This is a genomic window from Pseudomonas brassicacearum subsp. neoaurantiaca (genome assembly GCF_013608025.1).
Lineage (GTDB): Bacteria > Pseudomonadota > Gammaproteobacteria > Pseudomonadales > Pseudomonadaceae > Aquipseudomonas.
This window is the reverse complement of record NZ_VDLV01000001.1, coordinates 23,158-39,685: the sequence shown is the minus strand read 5'-3', so window position 1 is coordinate 39,685 and position 16,528 is coordinate 23,158. Positions and strand designations below refer to the sequence as shown.

13 protein-coding genes and 1 pseudogene are annotated in these 16,528 nt (G+C 58.5%); 4 read left to right on the top strand and 10 right to left on the bottom strand.

The annotated features are described in order from the left end of the window. Positions 1-247: 247 nt before the first annotated feature. Genes FHK92_RS00190 through FHK92_RS00180 form a run of 3 tightly spaced genes read right to left on the bottom strand, consistent with a single transcriptional unit; the run spans position 248 to position 2,742 of the window. The gene (locus FHK92_RS00190; RefSeq protein ID WP_181286236.1) at positions 248-1,495 is read right to left on the bottom strand and encodes an MFS transporter; all 1,248 of its coding nucleotides are present in this window, start codon (positions 1,493-1,495) and stop codon (positions 248-250) included. Positions 1,496-1,528: 33 nt separating this feature from the next. Then, positions 1,529-2,446 carry a CDF family Co(II)/Ni(II) efflux transporter DmeF gene (dmeF, locus tag FHK92_RS00185; RefSeq protein WP_181286235.1) on the bottom strand — a complete coding sequence of 306 codons (918 nt, stop codon included), beginning with the start codon at positions 2,444-2,446 and terminating at the stop codon, positions 1,529-1,531. A 20-nt stretch (positions 2,447-2,466) separates the two neighbouring features. Beyond that, entirely contained in the window at positions 2,467-2,742 is a 276-nt protein-coding gene (locus FHK92_RS00180; protein WP_181286234.1) for a metal/formaldehyde-sensitive transcriptional repressor, read from the bottom strand. Between the two features lie 260 nt (positions 2,743-3,002). Here FHK92_RS00180 and FHK92_RS00175 point away from each other — a divergent pair, with 260 nt between their 5' ends. Continuing rightward, complete coding sequence (locus FHK92_RS00175; RefSeq protein WP_181286233.1) at positions 3,003-3,359, top strand: VOC family protein; 357 nt, start codon at positions 3,003-3,005, stop codon at positions 3,357-3,359. Between the two features lie 29 nt (positions 3,360-3,388). Beyond that, a complete protein-coding gene (locus FHK92_RS00170; protein ID WP_181286232.1) occupies positions 3,389-4,198 on the top strand; it encodes an isocitrate lyase/PEP mutase family protein in 810 nt (269 codons plus the stop codon). A 48-nt stretch (positions 4,199-4,246) separates the two neighbouring features. Here FHK92_RS00170 and FHK92_RS00165 read toward each other — a convergent pair whose 3' ends face one another. Continuing rightward, on the bottom strand, positions 4,247-5,050 hold the full coding sequence (locus FHK92_RS00165; RefSeq protein WP_030141799.1) for a DUF1206 domain-containing protein: 804 nt from the start codon (positions 5,048-5,050) through the stop codon (positions 4,247-4,249). Between the two features lie 386 nt (positions 5,051-5,436). On the opposite strand from FHK92_RS00165, the gene FHK92_RS00160 reads away from it, so the two are divergent. Continuing rightward, the gene (locus FHK92_RS00160) at positions 5,437-5,892 is read left to right on the top strand and encodes a hypothetical protein (RefSeq protein WP_030141800.1); all 456 of its coding nucleotides are present in this window, start codon (positions 5,437-5,439) and stop codon (positions 5,890-5,892) included. A 17-nt stretch (positions 5,893-5,909) separates the two neighbouring features. Here the strand turns inward: FHK92_RS00160 and FHK92_RS27680 are convergent. Next, a pseudogene (locus FHK92_RS27680) lies at positions 5,910-6,038 on the bottom strand (2,4-dienoyl-CoA reductase); the annotation flags it as partial. 211 nt (positions 6,039-6,249) lie between these two features. On the opposite strand from FHK92_RS27680, the gene FHK92_RS00155 reads away from it, so the two are divergent. Then, entirely contained in the window at positions 6,250-7,494 is a 1,245-nt protein-coding gene (locus FHK92_RS00155) for a serine hydrolase domain-containing protein (RefSeq protein WP_181286231.1), read from the top strand. Between the two features lie 105 nt (positions 7,495-7,599). Here the strand turns inward: FHK92_RS00155 and FHK92_RS00150 are convergent, their stop codons facing one another. The 5 genes from FHK92_RS00150 to FHK92_RS00130 all read right to left on the bottom strand — a co-directional run bounded on the left by FHK92_RS00150 (position 7,600) and on the right by FHK92_RS00130 (position 16,421). Further along, positions 7,600-9,990, bottom strand: coding sequence for a TonB-dependent siderophore receptor (locus FHK92_RS00150; protein ID WP_181286473.1), 2,391 nt, complete (start codon positions 9,988-9,990; stop codon positions 7,600-7,602). 118 nt (positions 9,991-10,108) lie between these two features. Continuing rightward, on the bottom strand, positions 10,109-11,089 hold the full coding sequence (locus FHK92_RS00145; protein ID WP_181286230.1) for a FecR domain-containing protein: 981 nt from the start codon (positions 11,087-11,089) through the stop codon (positions 10,109-10,111). Further along, entirely contained in the window at positions 11,076-11,591 is a 516-nt protein-coding gene (locus tag FHK92_RS00140; protein ID WP_181286472.1) for a sigma-70 family RNA polymerase sigma factor, read from the bottom strand. The genes FHK92_RS00145 and FHK92_RS00140 overlap by 14 nt, the downstream gene beginning before the upstream one ends. A gap of 320 nt (positions 11,592-11,911) precedes the next feature. Continuing rightward, the gene (locus tag FHK92_RS00135) at positions 11,912-14,809 is read right to left on the bottom strand and encodes an RHS repeat-associated core domain-containing protein (RefSeq protein ID WP_181286229.1); all 2,898 of its coding nucleotides are present in this window, start codon (positions 14,807-14,809) and stop codon (positions 11,912-11,914) included. Positions 14,810-15,188: 379 nt separating this feature from the next. Continuing rightward, entirely contained in the window at positions 15,189-16,421 is a 1,233-nt protein-coding gene (locus FHK92_RS00130) for an NADH:flavin oxidoreductase/NADH oxidase family protein (protein WP_181286228.1), read from the bottom strand. Between the last annotated feature and the right edge of the window lie 107 nt (positions 16,422-16,528).

Sequence of the window (16,528 nt, the reverse complement as noted above, 5' to 3'; positions counted from 1 at the left end):
GGCTGGTAATCCCGACTCAGTCAGCCATTACACGCTAGTTGATGTTCCGCAGCACCGCTATATCGCGCTGGCCTCTAAATAGAAATAACGCCTCCGATTTAAATAGCGTTATCACAGTATTTTGAAAACGCCACGAAGAAGAACAAGGCCCCCGTTGATACCGTACTGAAACCCTGGGTGGAAAGTCAGAATGCGAACTGAATGCCTGCCTATGTGGATGCTCCCACCGGACACATCATCGGCGTGGCTACCGAACCTGAACTTTCATTTTTATTACCCATAGCCCCAGGAAAGTCAGCGCGGCAAAGCCGGCTCCCATCAGGAAGGTAGCCTGGTAACCCACTAAATCCCACAGAATGCCCGCCGTGACGCTCGCCATCAGCAAGGTCAACCCAGTCAACAGATTGAACATGCCAAATGCCGTGCCACGCAGTTCCGTCGGCGCGCAATCGGCGATCAGGGCAGCGAATATTCCCTGGGTAAACCCCATGTGCAGACCCCAAAGAACCACCCCGGCGGCCAGGCCCGTGATGCCCGGAACGAATGCCAGCGTCAGGTCGGCGAGGATCAGTAATATCAGCCCTATGCCGAGCACCGACAGGCGGTTGATACGGTCCGATAACGCGCCAGCAGGATAGGCTGACAGCGAGTACGCCACGGCCATCAAGACAAGTACCGCAGGCGCCCACATCGGCGCCAGTCCAACGGCATGGCCACGCAGGATCAGGAAGGCTTCGCTGAAGCGTGCCAGGGTGAACACCGCAGCTACGCCCACCACCCACCAATAGCCGGCGCCCAGTCGTGCCAACTCCCGTCGGCTCAACGGCATACGAACCCGTTGCGTTCCGGGTGACTGTTCGGGCTCATGCACAAACAAAAGCAGCACCGCGACGGCGAGGAAGGCCGGAAGCACGGCCACCCAAAAAACAGTCTGGAAGCGGTTCGCAGTCAGCCACATCAAACCAATCGCAAGCAGTGGCCCCAGGAATGCACCCACGGTATCCAGTGTCTGGCGCAGGCCGAAAGCTGCGCCCCTTATCGCCGGTGGGGTGATGTCAGCTATCAATGCATCGCGCGGGGCACCGCGAATCCCTTTGCCAATGCGATCGATAAAGCGGGCCCCGGTCAGCCAGTCCAACGAGCCGGCCAGGGGAAAGATCGGTTTCGACAGTGCCCCCAATCCGTAACCCAGCGCCGCAAGCAGTTTGCGCTTGCCCAACCGATCGCTGAGTGCCCCGGAGAATACTTTGGTGATCGAGGCAGTAGCCTCGGCTATTCCTTCGATGAGGCCCACCGCCAGGACGGAGGTACCCAATACCGTCACCATGTAGAGCGGCAATAAGGCATGGATCATCTCTGAGGAGATATCCATCAACATCGAGACGAATCCCAGTGCCCATATACCGCCTGGCATGGTGCGCCAGGCATTGCCGGTCGAAGCCTTGGGGATTGGCGCAGTTGTAGAAACACCGCCCGACTTGTCAGTGGTTTTCATCATGAGCCTCGGAAAACGACCTGGAGCGTGGGGTCAGACGGGGCGGTATTCGACTGTCAGATGGCTGATTTCGTGAACCGACTTGAGGCGTTCACGAATGCTATCGGCGTCCACACTGCTATCACCCATTACGCTGACGATGGCCGCATGGGCTTGCGGTCCAATCTGCCACACGTGCAAGTCCGTAATGGTGGCATCCCCGTTTTTTTCGACCAGCTCGCGGATTTCCTCGGCAACGTGGGCGTCTGTCTGGTCCAGCAGTACAGCCGCGGTAACACCCATCAACGACCATGCCCAACGCGCGATAACGATGGCACCGACGATGCCCATGGCCGGGTCCAGCCACACCCAACCGAGATAGCGTCCGGCGAGCAGCGCAACGATGGCCAGCACCGACGTCAATGCGTCTGCGATGACATGGAAGTACGCCGATTTCAGATTATTGTCAGGCCCGTGGTGGTGATGGTCGTGATCACCATGATCGTGTCGATGACTATGTCCATGGCCCAGCAGCAGGGCGCTGACGATGTTGACAATCAAACCGACAATCGCGATGAGCGTCGCGGAGCCGAACTGTACGTCTGTTGGCTGCAAGAGCCGCATGACAGACTCAGCGCCAATCCCCAGGGAGACCATGCCGAGTATCAACGCCGAGGCAAACCCGCCCAAGTCGCCAACCTTCCCGGTACCGAAACTGTACCGCTGACTGGACGCGTGGCGTTTCGCATATCCGTAAGCGGCGGCCGCGATGCCCAATGCCCCGGCGTGGGTTGCCATATGAAAACCATCGGCCAATAACGCCATCGAGCCCGTGATATAGCCGGCGATGATTTCGCCAACCATCATCACGACAGTCAGCGCCACGACCCAAAGCGTACGCTTGGCGTTTTCGTCGTGTGCCGAGCCAAGGAACATGTGGTGGTGGGTGTAGTTGAGGTGAGAGTTGCTCATGGGGGTGTGCCTGGATGCGTTCACTTGGAATAACGGCGAATGGCTTCGAGCAGCTCTTCGACGCCTTTGTTGCGCTCTGTTTCGCTGAGCGCAGGGTTCGCGACATGCTCCCATGCGTGCTCTTCGATGATTTCTTCCATCAGACCGCTGATGGCTCCACGAGTGGCGGCCACGAGGTGAAGTGTCTTGGCGCAATCGAGATCCGATTCCAAGGCCCGCTCAACGGCCTGGATTTGTCCGGCGATACGTTTCACGCGCTTGAGAAGATCGTCTTTGTTTGCTGCGATATGACCCATTGGATACCTCTGCTATGCGTTGCGCAGATAGGTATACCCCCTACCCCTATCCGCCGACAAGCAAAAAGCACCTTGAAGGACAACTCGGGTGGCGATCGACTCGTGCATCTATCGGTTCTTCACAGATGGAAAGACATATTCCATACGCTACGAGCGCATTGGTCTCTTAGCAGCCCCAATGCGCGAATTGTTCAAGCACGCTCTCCCACCGGCGCGCTTACGTTACACTCGCCACCTAAGCATCAGCCAGGGAGGCAAGCATGAGCGTTCGCGGCAAAGACCGACAAATCGACAATATCGAGCTGAATGTAGGCGACATCGCCCGCAGCAAAGCCTTCTACGGCAGCGCATTCGGTTGGACATTCGTCGACTACGGCCCCACCTACACTGAATTCACTGACGGCCGCCTCACCGGTGGTTTCACGACGGGCGAGCCCGTTCGACCGGGTGGACCTTTAATCATTTTGTACGCCGACAACCTCGCTGAAACACAACGGCGGCTCAAAGCCCTGGGCGCTGTTTTAACCCGGGAGATATTTTCTTTCCCAGGTGGCAGCAGGTTCCACTTCACGGATCCAGATGGCTATGAACTGGCCGTGTGGACAGAGCAGCAATAAAACAAACCCTTCAAAGGAGTTGAATTGCCATGACCCCACTGGATAACGCTTTTCACAGCCTCCACCAGAATGGACTGTTGGTTCTGGCCAATGTGGCCGACGCGGGTGGTGCGCGTATGGTCGAACGCCTGGGTGGCAAGGCCGTAGCCACCAGCAGCGCGGCCATGGCCTGGTCCCACGGGTACCAGGATGGCAACAAGCTGCCTCTTGACCTGCTGAGTACCACCGTCAAATCGATGGCCAGGGTGCTCAGCGTACCGCTCACAGTGGATATCGAAGGCGGCTACTCGGATGATCTGAAGCAGGTCGGCCAGGTGATCAATGCCGTCATTGCCGCCGGAGCGGTCGGGATAAATATCGAAGACGGCCTGGGCTCGCCAGAGCTGCTAGTTCGCAAGGTTGACGTGGCGAGGACGGTGGCAGACCGGGCGGGCGTCAAGCTGTTCGTCAACGTACGGACCGACGTTTACCTCAAGAACCTTTTCCCCGCCGAACAGCGTCTGGAAGAACTACTGAAACGCGCCGCGCTGTATGCCGCCGCCGGGGCAGATGGTCTGTTTGCCGCCGGCGTGATCGATGCGGACGAAATCGCCACCGTCTGCCGGGAAACCAGACTGCCAGTGAACCTGCTGTCCCGGGACGGGTTGCCCTCCCTCGACGAATTGAAGCGCCTAGGAGTCCGACGGCTAAGTGCTGGTTCCAGCATCGCCGAATTTCTGCATGGCGCCATGGGCGCGTTGGTCAGCAGTTTCCTCGACAATGGCCAACTCGACACCCACGCCTTGAAAGCCCATACATACGGCGAATTGAACGCATTGATGGCGGCGAAAACCGAGTGATGTCGGGGCCCCGAACGGGGCCGAACACCATTGATGCCATGGACATGCCTATACGCCAGGGACTTCCATATTTATCTTCCGCCAGAAGGCCTCAGCGAAGCTGTAAGCCGAGAAAGCAATCAATCCGAAGGCCATTATCATCAAAACCATCCACCCAGCTGGTAAATTCTGGAGCGCCTCAAGGGCTTCCTTCATACCGGGTGGATCCATGGCTTGATAGGCAGAGCCACTAACGGCCAACAGCAATGCAATCTCTATAAAGACGACGCCACGTGCAATCAGGCCAAACCGAGACACTGGGCGGACGTACCGCATGACGTCTTCGTCGGCCTCGAAATACTTTTCAAACGACGCCTTCCATCCCTTGATAATGTGAGCGATTCCAACGCCAAGCGGAATAAGAGCAATCAGATACACCAATACATTGGAATGCTGCCAGGACAATAGATGCGCCAGCCAATCTCTGGTGTGTTCCCCTGAGTTACCCGAGCTACCTATTCCGCTTACAAGTAGGCCTAGCGCAAAAAATGCCAGGGCACCATTGACCAAACCTCCCGCAAACAGACCGGTGCGAATTATCAGACCCTTGAGATGTTTGCCGTGATGGTCGACATCACGCGTAGCTTGCAGAACACGCCATGCCGCAAATGCGAGCAGACCCGCCACGACGATTCCCACTAAAAAATAGCCAAACGGCTGGCCTAATAGGGCTTCCAAGCTTTTTTGACTGTCTTTCGGCTTTGTCGAATCTTGTGCCGCAAGCAATGCAAAGATACCGATGATCAGGTAAATCACTCCTCGAGCAGCGTACCCTCCGCGTGCAAGGACAATAAGGCTATGGCGCGCTGACATTGGCTGTTTTCCCGAAAGTAATACAGGAACAGACTCGTCTGACTGGAAGGGGTTCTATCGTTAAATTCAAGGCCGCAGCCCTGACCGACTCAGAGTCGCTCGTTGATGACCGAGGCGACAGGCAGCTCCCAAGCCAAAAGCGGCCGGTTAGCATTTACGAAAATCGAGAAGCTATTGCTTATCGCTGTTATGCAATCTGCTCGACCGCCGTCAGGCTGACCTGAGTGCACACCGGTTCACAGCGCGAGCCATTGCCAGCAAGCGTTGGGGTTCACAAAGTCCTAAGCCCCGTAATCCATTTTAATTTACCATTCGCAGGCGGTCTGCTCCGGCGCCGCCCAGCCCACTCCTGCACTCCGAATTTCAACTGGAAGGATCCCCGTTTCATGTCCAATACTTTGTTCCGCACACTCGCCTTGTCCAGCGTGTTAGCCCTCGTCAGCTGCACCACTGCAAAGCCAACCGTATCGACGCCTGTCACCTCCAAGGCCATCGAAGCCTTCGTCGACATCTGTCTGAAGACCGCCCCCTCATTCGCCGGCTCTGCTGAAGCGGCCAAGCGGTTCGGCATCAACGACCTCCAGGACATGGGCTTCACGCGCATCGGCTTCACCGCGGACAAAAACCTCGCTGTGCAACTTTCCGAAAAGGAATGCGTCGTCACCACCCCGAAGCAACCCGACGACAGCCTGACCCGCCAACTACTGAGTGCCGCGCAGACTTACTCGCAAACGCCGGTAGCAGATCGTGTGCCATCGAAGGTGCGTATCCAGGACAACAACTTTATTCTTCAACATGACCGAAACGGCGGTGAAGCTTATGTGCTGTTGCGGAATAGGTAATTAGCACTCTTACCGGACATCACGGGCATTTTGGCGACGGTCTGTATCTGGCGGGCAAACTCGAGGAAATAAACCTCACGTGCCTCACCCTGCATGGCGGCGACTTCGTAACGGCCGCCAGATAATTCCACCAGGTCCCCCCCCAGGCCGCCGTTGGCAGCCCCACCAGCGAGACGCCCAATGGAAAGGCTCTGCCTAAACGCTGCCGAAGCCCCTACCGCTGACAGATCCAGAAGCCCGCTGGACCGCAGCTGAAGGTGGCCCAGCGCTCGGGCGCGATCCCAATGAGTGGGCTATGGTTCAAGCGGCCGCTCGTCTTGACGTGCGTGAATAGCAAAACAAAAAGAAGGATAGGTTATGCACTCATCCGCTATTTTTCGTGGGACTGCGCCTGGTCGCTCGCTGCTTCTCTCACTTGGTCTGCTCGCTGCGGCTATCACCTCGGGCGCATGGGCTGAGGATTATCCCCACGCCCAGGAACCGATTGGCACCGTGGAGCAGATCTATGACGGCGCCATGCTCCCCGATCTGGCAGTCAGTACCTACCGCAACATCGACCGGCTCTTCCCCACCCACAGGATTAAAGCCGGCGATCATCCGTATGCGCTGCCGAAATCAGATAAACAGTTGCCCAACGTGCGCTTCACTGTCGGAGATAAAAAGTACGACCTGTATGACTTCGTCGCACTGGACAGCATTACGGCGATGCTCGTGCTCAAGGACGGCAAGATCGTGTTCGAGACCTATCAGCGTGGCAACACCGAGAAAACCCGATGGATGTCGATGTCGATAGCCAAGTCCATCACCTCCACACTGGCGGCTGCAGCGATCAAGGACGGCCTCATCAAGGGCATTGATGCGCAGGTGGTGGATTACGTTCCCGAGCTCAAGGGCAGCGCCTACGAAGGCGTGACCGTGCGCGACGTGCTGATGATGTCTTCGGGCGTAAAGTGGAACGAGACCTACACCGATCCGGCGTCCGATCGTCGCGCGCTACTCAAGGCGCAGATATCGCAGAAACCGCGTTCGGCCATGGCTTTGATGGCAAGTTTGCCGAGAGCTGCCGAGCCCGGCACGGCCAACACTTACAGCACTGGCGAAACGCAGGTGCTCGGCGAGATCGTCCGTGGCGCTGTGAAGATGCCGCTGGCCGATTATCTATCGCAGAAGATCTGGCAGCCGTTCGGTATGGAGAGTGATGCCCGGTGGTGGCTCGATTCGCCTGACGGGGTGGAAATCGGTGGCAGCGGCATCAGCGCCACGCTACGCGATTATGGACGCTTCGGGCAGTTTTTCATGAACGGCGGCAAGATCAATGGCACATCGATTCTGCCTGAAGGCTGGGTCAAGGAAGCAACGCTGCCGACCACACTCAAAGGCGGTAAGTCCCTGGACTACGGTTACATGTGGTGGACGGCGTGGACCGAGCCATCGGTGAAAGACGGCGCCTATTCGGCGGTCGGTATCCAGGGCCAGAACATCTATATCAACCCTGCCAATAACGTGGTGATTGTCACCTTTGGTGCCCAGCCCAAGCCGGTTGACAAAGAGCCGATCGACCCGATGGTATTCTTCGATGCCGTGGTAGCTGCGTTGAAGTAAATTCGCGCCTTGGAGAACGTTAATCTGCGGCGCGGAGGACAACTGTGGGGGTGATGACAGTGCCCGAAATATATCGGGCACTGCTTCTTATAGATGGGAACCTGCTTACCAGCTGTAACTCACTTTGGCGGTAATTTCGCGACCCGGGTTGTAGAAGTTCGCTGTGCCGGAACCGACCACATGCTGCTCATCCAGCAGGTTGCTGACGTTCACCGCAAGGTCAGTGCCCTTGGCAATCTCGTAGTTGAAGGCGGCGTCGAACAGTGTGGTGCCATCGCTTTTGCCGGAGTTGGCTGCATCGAAGTAATAAGAGCCGACGTAGCGCGCACCCAAGCCAACGCTGACATCAGTGCCGGGCACGTCGTAATAGCTCCAGAGCGAAGCGGAATGCTTGGGTGCCGTGGAGAACTCATTACCCTTCAGCGAGCTGCCGTCGTACAACGAACCGCGCAGTACCTCGGACTCCATATAGGAATAGCCACCGATCAGGCTGAGGTTCTGTGTCACCTGCGCCTTGGCCTCCAGGTCGAGGCCACGCGCCCGCGATTCGCCCACCGTCTGTTGCTCGATGATGCCGCTCGGCAGCACCACGGCGATGGTGACGTTTTCCTGGGTCAAGTCATAAACAGCTGCGGAGAACAGTGCGTCCATCCCCATCGGCGCGTACTTCACGCCCACTTCGTACTGCGTGCCCGTCTGCGGTGTTACGCCAACCTGAGGCGGTGAGACGGATTCCACCATGCTCACATAGGTGGACACCTCATCGTTGACGATATAGGTCAACGCACCTCGGTAGGAGGTTTCGGAGAAGTTGTCTTTCTCAGTCGATTGCAAGCCTTTGCTGGTCAGGTCCATCGAATCGTTGCGCATACCCGCGGTGACGATGAAACGCTCGTAGAACGACAGGTTTTGCTGAAGGAATACGGCCTTGGTGGTCGCGTCTCGCTTGTTGACGGCATACGGCGCGATTGAGCGTGAAACGCCAGTAAACACCGGATTTGCAATATCAATCGGGGTCGTCAGGGCGTAGACCGAGCTTTCCTTGGTGGTCGAATCGAGGTACTCCACGCCCACCAGGCTGCTGCTGTCGATGTTCTCGAAGCGGGCATCGTATTGCAGCATCAGATTGCCGTTGAACTGGTCGGCCTCAGTGTCCGTTCCAAACAGATACCGGTCGACGGCAGTACCGACACGTGCGGCGCTGTCGCTGAGGTAAACGTAGCCAAAATCATCGGTCAATTTGCTGTAGCGCAGATTACTGCGCAATACGAAGCCGTTATCGAAATCATGGGTGACGTTACCGCTGAGGCTGGTGCGCTCGACATCATGGAAATTGTAGCTGGGCTCACCATAAAACTTGCTGCGGTCGTATTCCTTGTCCAGCGGATAGCCGCCACTGTTGGGTGAACTTTCAGTTTTCAGATAGTCCAGAATTACGGTGGCTGACGTGTAATCCGTCGGCGCCCAGGTGAGGCCACCCATCACCAACCGGTTGTCGTCCTGTGAGTGATCGTACTCGCGGTCGCTGTTTTGGCCTTTGGCAGTAAAACGGCCAGCCAAGGTTTTCTCGTCGTTCAGCGCGTCCCCCGCATCGATGCCTGTCTCGACATGGTCAAACGAACCGTAGGTCACATAGCCTTGGCCAAACTGCTCGAAACGCGGCTGTTTGGTCACGAAATTCACCGAACCGCCCGGGTCCGCTGGGCCAAACAGCGTGGAGTTGGCGCCACGCAGAATCTCTATGCGTTCATAAGCGAATGGATCTTCGCGTACGCCGCGCATCGAACTCAGGGTCAAGCCGTCACGGTAGGTGGTGGCCTGGAAACCCCGGATCTGGAAATAGTCGTTGCGGTCATCCGTACCATAGAAGTCACTGACCACGCCCGGCGTGTATTGCAGCGCCTCTTCCGTGGTGCTGACGCTGCGTTGTTCCATTTCCTTGTTGGTAACAACCGACACCGATGCCGGTGTATTGAGAATGCTGGTTGCCACCTTGCCGCCAACCCAGAGCTCCTTGGCGACCACCGAGTTGGCATCGTCGTCGGCACTGACCCTGACCTTGGCATTGATGATGAGAGGTGCAAGGCGGTATTCCTCGACGTCCGTTGCGTCGAGCTCCAGCGGGCCGGCGGGCTTTGGTTGAGGGATCAGTAGATAGGCATTCGGGCCTTGCTGTTCGATTTGCAATTCGCTCCCCTGCAGCAACGATGACAGCGCTGCCGACGTAACGAGCGTGCCATTCACGCCAGCAGTGCTGCGGTTCGCTACACTCGACGCGTCGAAGGAAAGACTGATGCCAGCCTCGCGCGCAAAGCGGTCAAGCGCCGGCGCCAGTGGGCCGGCAGCGATGTTCCACTGTTTGGCTTGATTGTTGTGGCCAGCGCTTGACGTTTGCGCCAGCGACGGCAATGCATAGCTGCTAACGATCAAACCCAAAATCGCACCTTGCAAGGCACGATTTAGTGGATGGCGCTGTGAAACAGGGGACGAACTCATTTTCTCGCTCCAAGAAAGGACATCGGCAGACTGGCCTGTATTCCGGCCTTCCTTAGAGGTCGAACGAGAATGAGAAACTACCTCATTATTTTTCAGCTGATACAAAGTTTGGATGGGTTCAGGTGGCAGCGGTCACGGTCACCCAATAACGGGTTCGATAATCAATGTGCAAGTGCAATGACTGCGCGATCAATGCCAGCACCTGGTCGTTGTCGGCGAGCTGGAAGGTGCCGGAAACGCGACGATCAGCGACTTCTTCGGCGCAGCGCAGTACTCCGGGGCGATAACGCGACAACTCCGCGATGAAATCATCGAGGCGCATATTGCGCGCACTGATCACCCCGTCACCCCAACTCCATAGATCAAGGCCGTTGTCCCTGAACATTCGGGTGCCGCTTGATGTGAACAGCAGCTGATTTCCAGCCTGGACGCTGCGGCTCGCAGGACTCTGACTGGAGCCGGGGAACACCGTGACTGATCCTTCCCGAGCCGCGACCAGAGTGCCATCGTCAAGCTCGCGTGCCAGAAAGCGGGAACTCTGAGCGCGCATGATCCCGTTACGTGATTGCACCCAGAACGGTCGTGCTCGAGGCGAGTGTTGATCCGCGCCGACATTCACGATGATTTCACCACGTCGAAGGATTATCAGGCGTCGCTGGGCGTCGAAATCGCTGTCGACGGCGCTATCGCTATTGAGCTGGATAAGGCTGCCATCATCGAGTTGGAAGCGTCGTTGCTCGCCGGTACTGCTGCGCTGCTGCGCAAGCATGGCGGGTACGGGTGTATAGTCCCGGCCGAGCCAGGCTGCCGTGCTGACAGTAGCCAATAGACCCAGTAACTTCAGGCTTTCCCGCCGCCGCATTCCATGATGGGTACCATTAAGGGTTTGTCGGGCCAGTTGAGCTGGCACGCCTGCAAATTCGTCCCCAAGCGTTTCCACACGCTGCCACGCCAACACATGCTCAGGGCACTGCTGCAGCCAGTGCTCAAACGTGCGCTGTGTTTGCTCATCGGGCTGATTGAAGCGAAGGCGCACTTGCCAGTGGATCGCTTGGTCGACAACGGCCGGATCCAGCGCCTGCGACTCACGCCTCGACATAACGCAAGCGATAGCAGTGTTGCAGGGCTATGGCCAGGTCGCGTTCCACCGTCGCACGGGAAACCCCCAGTTTTTCGGCTATTTGCGCGCAGGTCAAGCCGTCGAGCCGGGCAAATAAAAACGCCTGGCGAACTCTCGGCTTAAGCATATCGAGCATGCGGTCTATGCGCTCAAGCGCATCAAGAATCATCAGCCGGCTTTCTTCCGAGGGAACCTCGTGTTGAGGCAGCAACGTGATGCTTTCCAAGTAGGCACGTTCGAGTTCGCGACGACGATACTGATCAATCATCAACCCGCGGGCGATACTGCTCAAATAGGCGCGTGGTTCGCGCAAGGGGTTGGACTGACGGGATTTGAGCAGACGTACAAAGGTGTCCTGCGCCAGATCTGCTGCGTTATCGCGACATCCAATGCGTCGGATCAGCCAGCCTTGTAACCACGAGTGGTGGGTGCGATAGAGCAGCCCTAGATCTGCAGTACCTAGTGTTTCATCGCTGCGCATCGGAATACCGGCAAGTACATGATTGATAATTAATCGCATTCTACTCGCGCGATACGCCTCAGGTAAATACGTGGCGCTCAGTGTCCGCTTTTGGGTAAACGCTATGAGTTACACCCCCCGCCCTTCCAGCGATTGAGCGATGCCGTTGGGGGCGATGTAGTGGGACGATTTGTGGCCGGCTCCAGCTCTAGCTGCTTCCATTTTGTCGTTTGCCTGAAATTTCAGTGACGCCTTTCAACTTTCCGTTTCGGATTCTACGAAATGTCGGCATTCACTTTTCCAACCAACTCAAGAGGTGGAGCAGCCGCAAACACGAAGCCTTAGACATAAAAGTGCTTGACTACCGGTGGATGGTGCGGAGCTCTTCTTGGTTCAGGATGAAGAAATCCTACTTGATCAGAAGACAAGCGGATTTCTCTGGGCACTACGACTTGCGGACGATAGAAACTGTTTACGACTAAATCCATTTGGTCGTCTGACATTGCAAACAGATCAGCTTGTGCCTCTGTGCTCAGTAGCGCGACATCTGCTACTACATTCAAGGTGAGTCCTTCCAGCATCTCAGCTCCCATGTAAAACAGATCTGACGGCGTCTCTTCCCTGAGTTTTTCGTTGTCCATGAACAGGTTGGCATCACTTCTTCGAGCGCCGCGGGGGCCCTTCAAAAAGGCCTGCATCTTATCGACAGTCGAACTGTTGCCACGCTCACCAACGGCAGCGAGATCTTTGAGTTCCATGTGCGTGAACTCACCAGCCTCGGACAGGTTGTCAAGCCCCGTGTGATAGCGAAAACCGCCGAATCGACTGTTGGTCTTTTGTGGATCACTGCCGACGCCGAGCGAGAAGAAAACGAAGTCGTCGGTAGCAAAGCTCTCCACATCGAGTTGAGGGGTATTGCCCCGGCTCTCAGCTGGCAAGCGGTTTTCTTGTCTCAGCGCTTGTCTGGATTTGAGGTGGACGCCACCTTGTGTATCCATCAAATTCCTGTTGGAAAAGTGAACGATATGGAACGCCTGAGATTGCAGTCGTGCCTGGAAACCGGCATGGGCTTCAATGGGATCATGGTCCGCGACCAATTGCCTCACGCGTTTGATATTACTGCGGGACAGTCCTTGGAAAGCTTCAACGCTTGGCCCCCCGTCCTTCAATGCTTGCCACGCATCTCCATGTTGTTGCATCCGCGTGTACGCATTTCGGGTAGATACAGAAGGGACACCTGCAAGGCCCAAATTGTCCATCAAGGTAATCGGGTTATTGCGCACAAACCGGTACAGATTAGAGCCATCGACATCACCCGCCGGATCGGGGTTGATCCAGCGCTGCAGCCACGGGGCGTAATACCTGAAGCCGTAGTACAAGAGCCCCGAGGCATCACGCTCCTGGCCTGAGTAGCGGATCACCTTGTACTTCGCTTCCGTGGCGCTGCGCGCCGCCCGCCAGGCCGTGCCGCCGTATGGGTAATAGCCCTCCTGGCTCATGATGGCGGCGGTGTGATCGAGCTCCAGCACCGCGCCGCCCAGGTGATCGTCCAATTGGTAGCGCAACTGGTCGTTCGGGATGTCCTGCGGCCGGCCCGCAAGCCAGCGCAGCGCCCGCACCCGGGCGCGTCCGGCCGAGGCCGTCACCACCTCCAGCACTTCCCCCGTGGCCGTGTCGGTCCTCAGTTCCAGCCCCGGCAGGTAGCGCACCTCGGCGGTGTGAGTGATGGCCCGCGCCTGGCGTACGGTGATCTTGCGCACCCGCCGGTTGCCCCCGTCGTAGCCATAACGCTCCTGGTCCGCCGGCCCGTCCTCGCGCGCCAGCTGGGTCGCCTGGCGCAGCTGGTTGCGCAGGTCCCAGGCCAGCGGTTGTCCCTCCAGGGTCTGCAGGTTGCCGTTGACATCGAAGCCGGCACTGGGGTTCGGTTCTGGCGTGTCCTGTGGCCAGGGCAGGCAGCGGTTGCTGGTCGGGGCGATCGCCAGACGCCGTGTCCACTGCTGCTGGCCCTGGTGCGTCAGTTGGGTGAGGTTGCCGGCGGCATCGTAGGCATAACGTTCGCTGTAGGGCGTGAGCAGGCTTGGGTCCCCGCCTCCGGGCAGCGGGATGAGCCCCGGCAACCCGGGGCCATTGTTGACGCCGGCGCTTTCGCGGCCTGTCGCCTCGATCAACTGGTACAGGCTGTCGTAGGCAGAGGTGCTGACCCCGTCGGTCCTGCGGTTGGCGAAGTAGGCGGGGGCCACGGTGCCGTCCTCGATGCGCAGCACATTGCCCACCGGGTCGTAGCCGTAACTGAGCGCCTGCAGCGGAGCGCCGTCGGGGCGGTTGGCTCCTAGCCGCAGCAGACGCCCATCGACCGGGTCGTAGCTGGCCGTGCTGCGCACGCCGTTGCCGGCGGTCTGGGCCTCGACCTGGCCGATCGCGTTGTAGGCTAGCTCGTGCACCAGACACTGCTCGGCCCCCCCCGAGAGGGTCAGCCCGCTTTCCTTGAGCTGGCCCGCGACCGTGTAGGCCTGGCGCAGCTTGTGGCCACGCGCATCGCTCTGCTGAATCACCGCGCCCAGCGCGTCGTGGGTCCAGACCGTGGTGTAGACCTCAGGCTCGAGCAGCGCATTACGCCCGGCCTCGTCTGCGGGCCAGTGCGGAGTGTCCAATGTCTTCAGAAAGGTGCGGCTCTCGGCCAGCGCCTGGCCCCGCAAGCCGTAGCTCGGCCAGCGCCTTGTGCCCGCGGGGTCGTCGTGGCGCAGTAGCTGGCCGCAGCGATTGCTGGCGGCTTCTGCGGGCCCGCCATAGGCCAGGCGCTCCACGCAGTGCTCGGCCTCGCCGACCGCCTGTTCGTACACCGTCACCGGGTGCAGCAGATCATCATACTCGGTGCGGACATGGCTACCCCGTCCGTCCCAGGCCTCCAGCATCTGCCCGGCTTCGCCCAGCAGCGCCACCCGCCAGCCGGCGTCCACGCTCTGTGTGGCCAGCGCCGCCCCTGCTAGGCTGTGGGTCGCAGTCTGATTGGCTGGCACCGGCTCGCCAGCCTCGTGCATCGCCCATAGCCGCGCGTCCCACTGCGCCTCCCGTCGCCCGGCCGCATCGAATGCCTGGCGCTCCACCCGCGCCTCGGCGTCCTCTCCTAACGCCGTGCGGCAGTAGCGCACCGTGCGCGAAGGCAGGCCCCGCGGATCGACGGCGCTCAAGGTCGGGGTGTGGCGGTGTAGCAAACCAGCCATAGCCATGTTCAGCTCCATTCTGATGGTCGTCCGGCCCTACGCCAGCCCGGCTTCCCTTTCCACTGCCGTTACAATTCCCATCCTCAGCAACGGTGCACCAAGCGTAGTCGCAGTGACGAAATCGCGCGAGGCCTTATCCGCGTTCACGCGATGCGAACTCACACTCCACAAGGGAATGGTTTGGGATCTGCCTGTTCGTACCGATTGACCTCCAGGCGAGGGAGATTCCGCTTGTCATACAGCATGCCTAGCCACAATGCCAGGCTTGCAGCGGCAGCCAGAAACAAAGTCATTTCTATAACGCCTTTTCGAACCAAGGACATCACTGTCCGGCACACAGTTGCCGATCCCAGTCGGTCTCCCCCCTTGGCTCATCAAGCTTTGAACAAACATCAACTCACGTCGAACGCCTCTCCACCCAACGCCGATACTGACGCGTGCGAAATGCCAGGGCGAGCTGCTGCAGGATCAGCGCGCGCAACGGCGACACGCTCGGATCGGGCTGTTTGGCCCGACTCAGTTTGTGCAATTGAAACTTCACAACCGCCATGTTCGCCAAGGCCGCAAGGGTCTTGTTTTTCCAAGTGATCGGCGGCAATTGCGGGGCGTTGTCTTTGCCCAGCAGCCAGTCACGCGGCAGGTGAGGATCGATGGCCAACGCCGTACCGATGCCCACCATGTCAACACCGCTTTGCACGACGTTTTCGGCAACCGGACGTCGACGTATGCCACCGGTAACCATCACGGGCATTTTGGCGACGGTCTGGATCTCACGGGCAAATTCGAGAAAATAAGCCTCGCGGGCCAAGGTACGCCCATCACGCGCCTCACCTTGCATGGCTGGGACTTCGTAACTGCCACCAGATAATTCCACCAGGTCCACCCCCAGGTCGTTGAGCAGCCCGACCACTCTTTTGGCGTCATCGGCCGTGAACCCTCCGCGCTGGAAATCGGCGGAATTGAGTTTGACCGCTACGGCGAATTCCGCCGAAACCACAGCCCTAACCGCCTTGACGACTTCGAGCAACAACCGCGCCCGGTTCTCCAGAGAGCCGCCCCACTCGTCCGTCCTTTGATTGGTCAGCGGCGAAAGGAACTGACTCAACAAATAACCATGGGCGGCGTGGATTTCCACGCCGGTGAATCCGGCTTGTTCGCCAAGGCGTGCAGTGTTCGCGAAGCGCTGGATGACCTCTTCAATCAAACCAGGGGGCATGGCGTGAGGCGTGGCGAAACGCTTGGACATGTTGCCCAGTGCCAACGGCACGGCTGACGGCGCCCAGGTTTTCTGCCCAAGGTTGGCCTGCATCTGCCGACCTGGGTGGTTGATCTGCAACCAGAACTGCGCACCGCCGGATCGGCCAATACGCGCCCAGCGCTTGAACTTGTCCAGTGGCTGATCATCCTGCAACACCACGCCACCCGGTCCGGTCATGGCGCGGCCATCGACCATCACGTTGCCAGTGATGAGCAAGCCGGCACCGCCGTCGGCCCACGCCTGGTAAAGACGCATCAATTCTTCGGAGGGCGCCTGGTCGGCGTCCGCCATGTTTTCTTCCATGGCGGCTTTGGCGATTCGGTTCTTGATGGTCGAACCGTTGGGGAGCATCAGGGGGTCGAACACATTCATGGAGCGGTCCTCAGCTGGGTATGAGGCACCTTAAGATTGAAGTCCACTTTAAGGTCAATCGCTTTTTTGCAGCCATTTCGGCAGGTTGTAACCGACGACACCGCGTA

Bases quoted from the DNA above. Each gene is read 5' to 3' on its own strand.
- FHK92_RS00190 (WP_181286236.1), bottom strand. From the start codon at position 1,495: ATGAAAACCACTGACAAGTCGGGCGGTGTTTCTACAACTGCGCCAATC.
- dmeF (WP_181286235.1), bottom strand. From the start codon at position 2,446: ATGAGCAACTCTCACCTCAACTACACCCACCACCACATGTTCCTTGGC.
- FHK92_RS00180 (WP_181286234.1), bottom strand. From the start codon at position 2,742: ATGGGTCATATCGCAGCAAACAAAGACGATCTTCTCAAGCGCGTGAAA.
- FHK92_RS00175 (WP_181286233.1), top strand. From the start codon at position 3,003: ATGAGCGTTCGCGGCAAAGACCGACAAATCGACAATATCGAGCTGAAT.
- FHK92_RS00170 (WP_181286232.1), top strand. From the start codon at position 3,389: ATGACCCCACTGGATAACGCTTTTCACAGCCTCCACCAGAATGGACTG.
- FHK92_RS00165 (WP_030141799.1), bottom strand. From the start codon at position 5,050: ATGTCAGCGCGCCATAGCCTTATTGTCCTTGCACGCGGAGGGTACGCT.
- FHK92_RS00160 (WP_030141800.1), top strand. From the start codon at position 5,437: ATGTCCAATACTTTGTTCCGCACACTCGCCTTGTCCAGCGTGTTAGCC.
- FHK92_RS00155 (WP_181286231.1), top strand. From the start codon at position 6,250: ATGCACTCATCCGCTATTTTTCGTGGGACTGCGCCTGGTCGCTCGCTG.
- FHK92_RS00150 (WP_181286473.1), bottom strand. From the start codon at position 9,990: ATGAGTTCGTCCCCTGTTTCACAGCGCCATCCACTAAATCGTGCCTTG.
- FHK92_RS00145 (WP_181286230.1), bottom strand. From the start codon at position 11,089: ATGTCGAGGCGTGAGTCGCAGGCGCTGGATCCGGCCGTTGTCGACCAA.
- FHK92_RS00140 (WP_181286472.1), bottom strand. From the start codon at position 11,591: ATGCGCAGCGATGAAACACTAGGTACTGCAGATCTAGGGCTGCTCTAT.
- FHK92_RS00135 (WP_181286229.1), bottom strand. From the start codon at position 14,809: ATGGAGCTGAACATGGCTATGGCTGGTTTGCTACACCGCCACACCCCG.
- FHK92_RS00130 (WP_181286228.1), bottom strand. From the start codon at position 16,421: ATGAATGTGTTCGACCCCCTGATGCTCCCCAACGGTTCGACCATCAAG.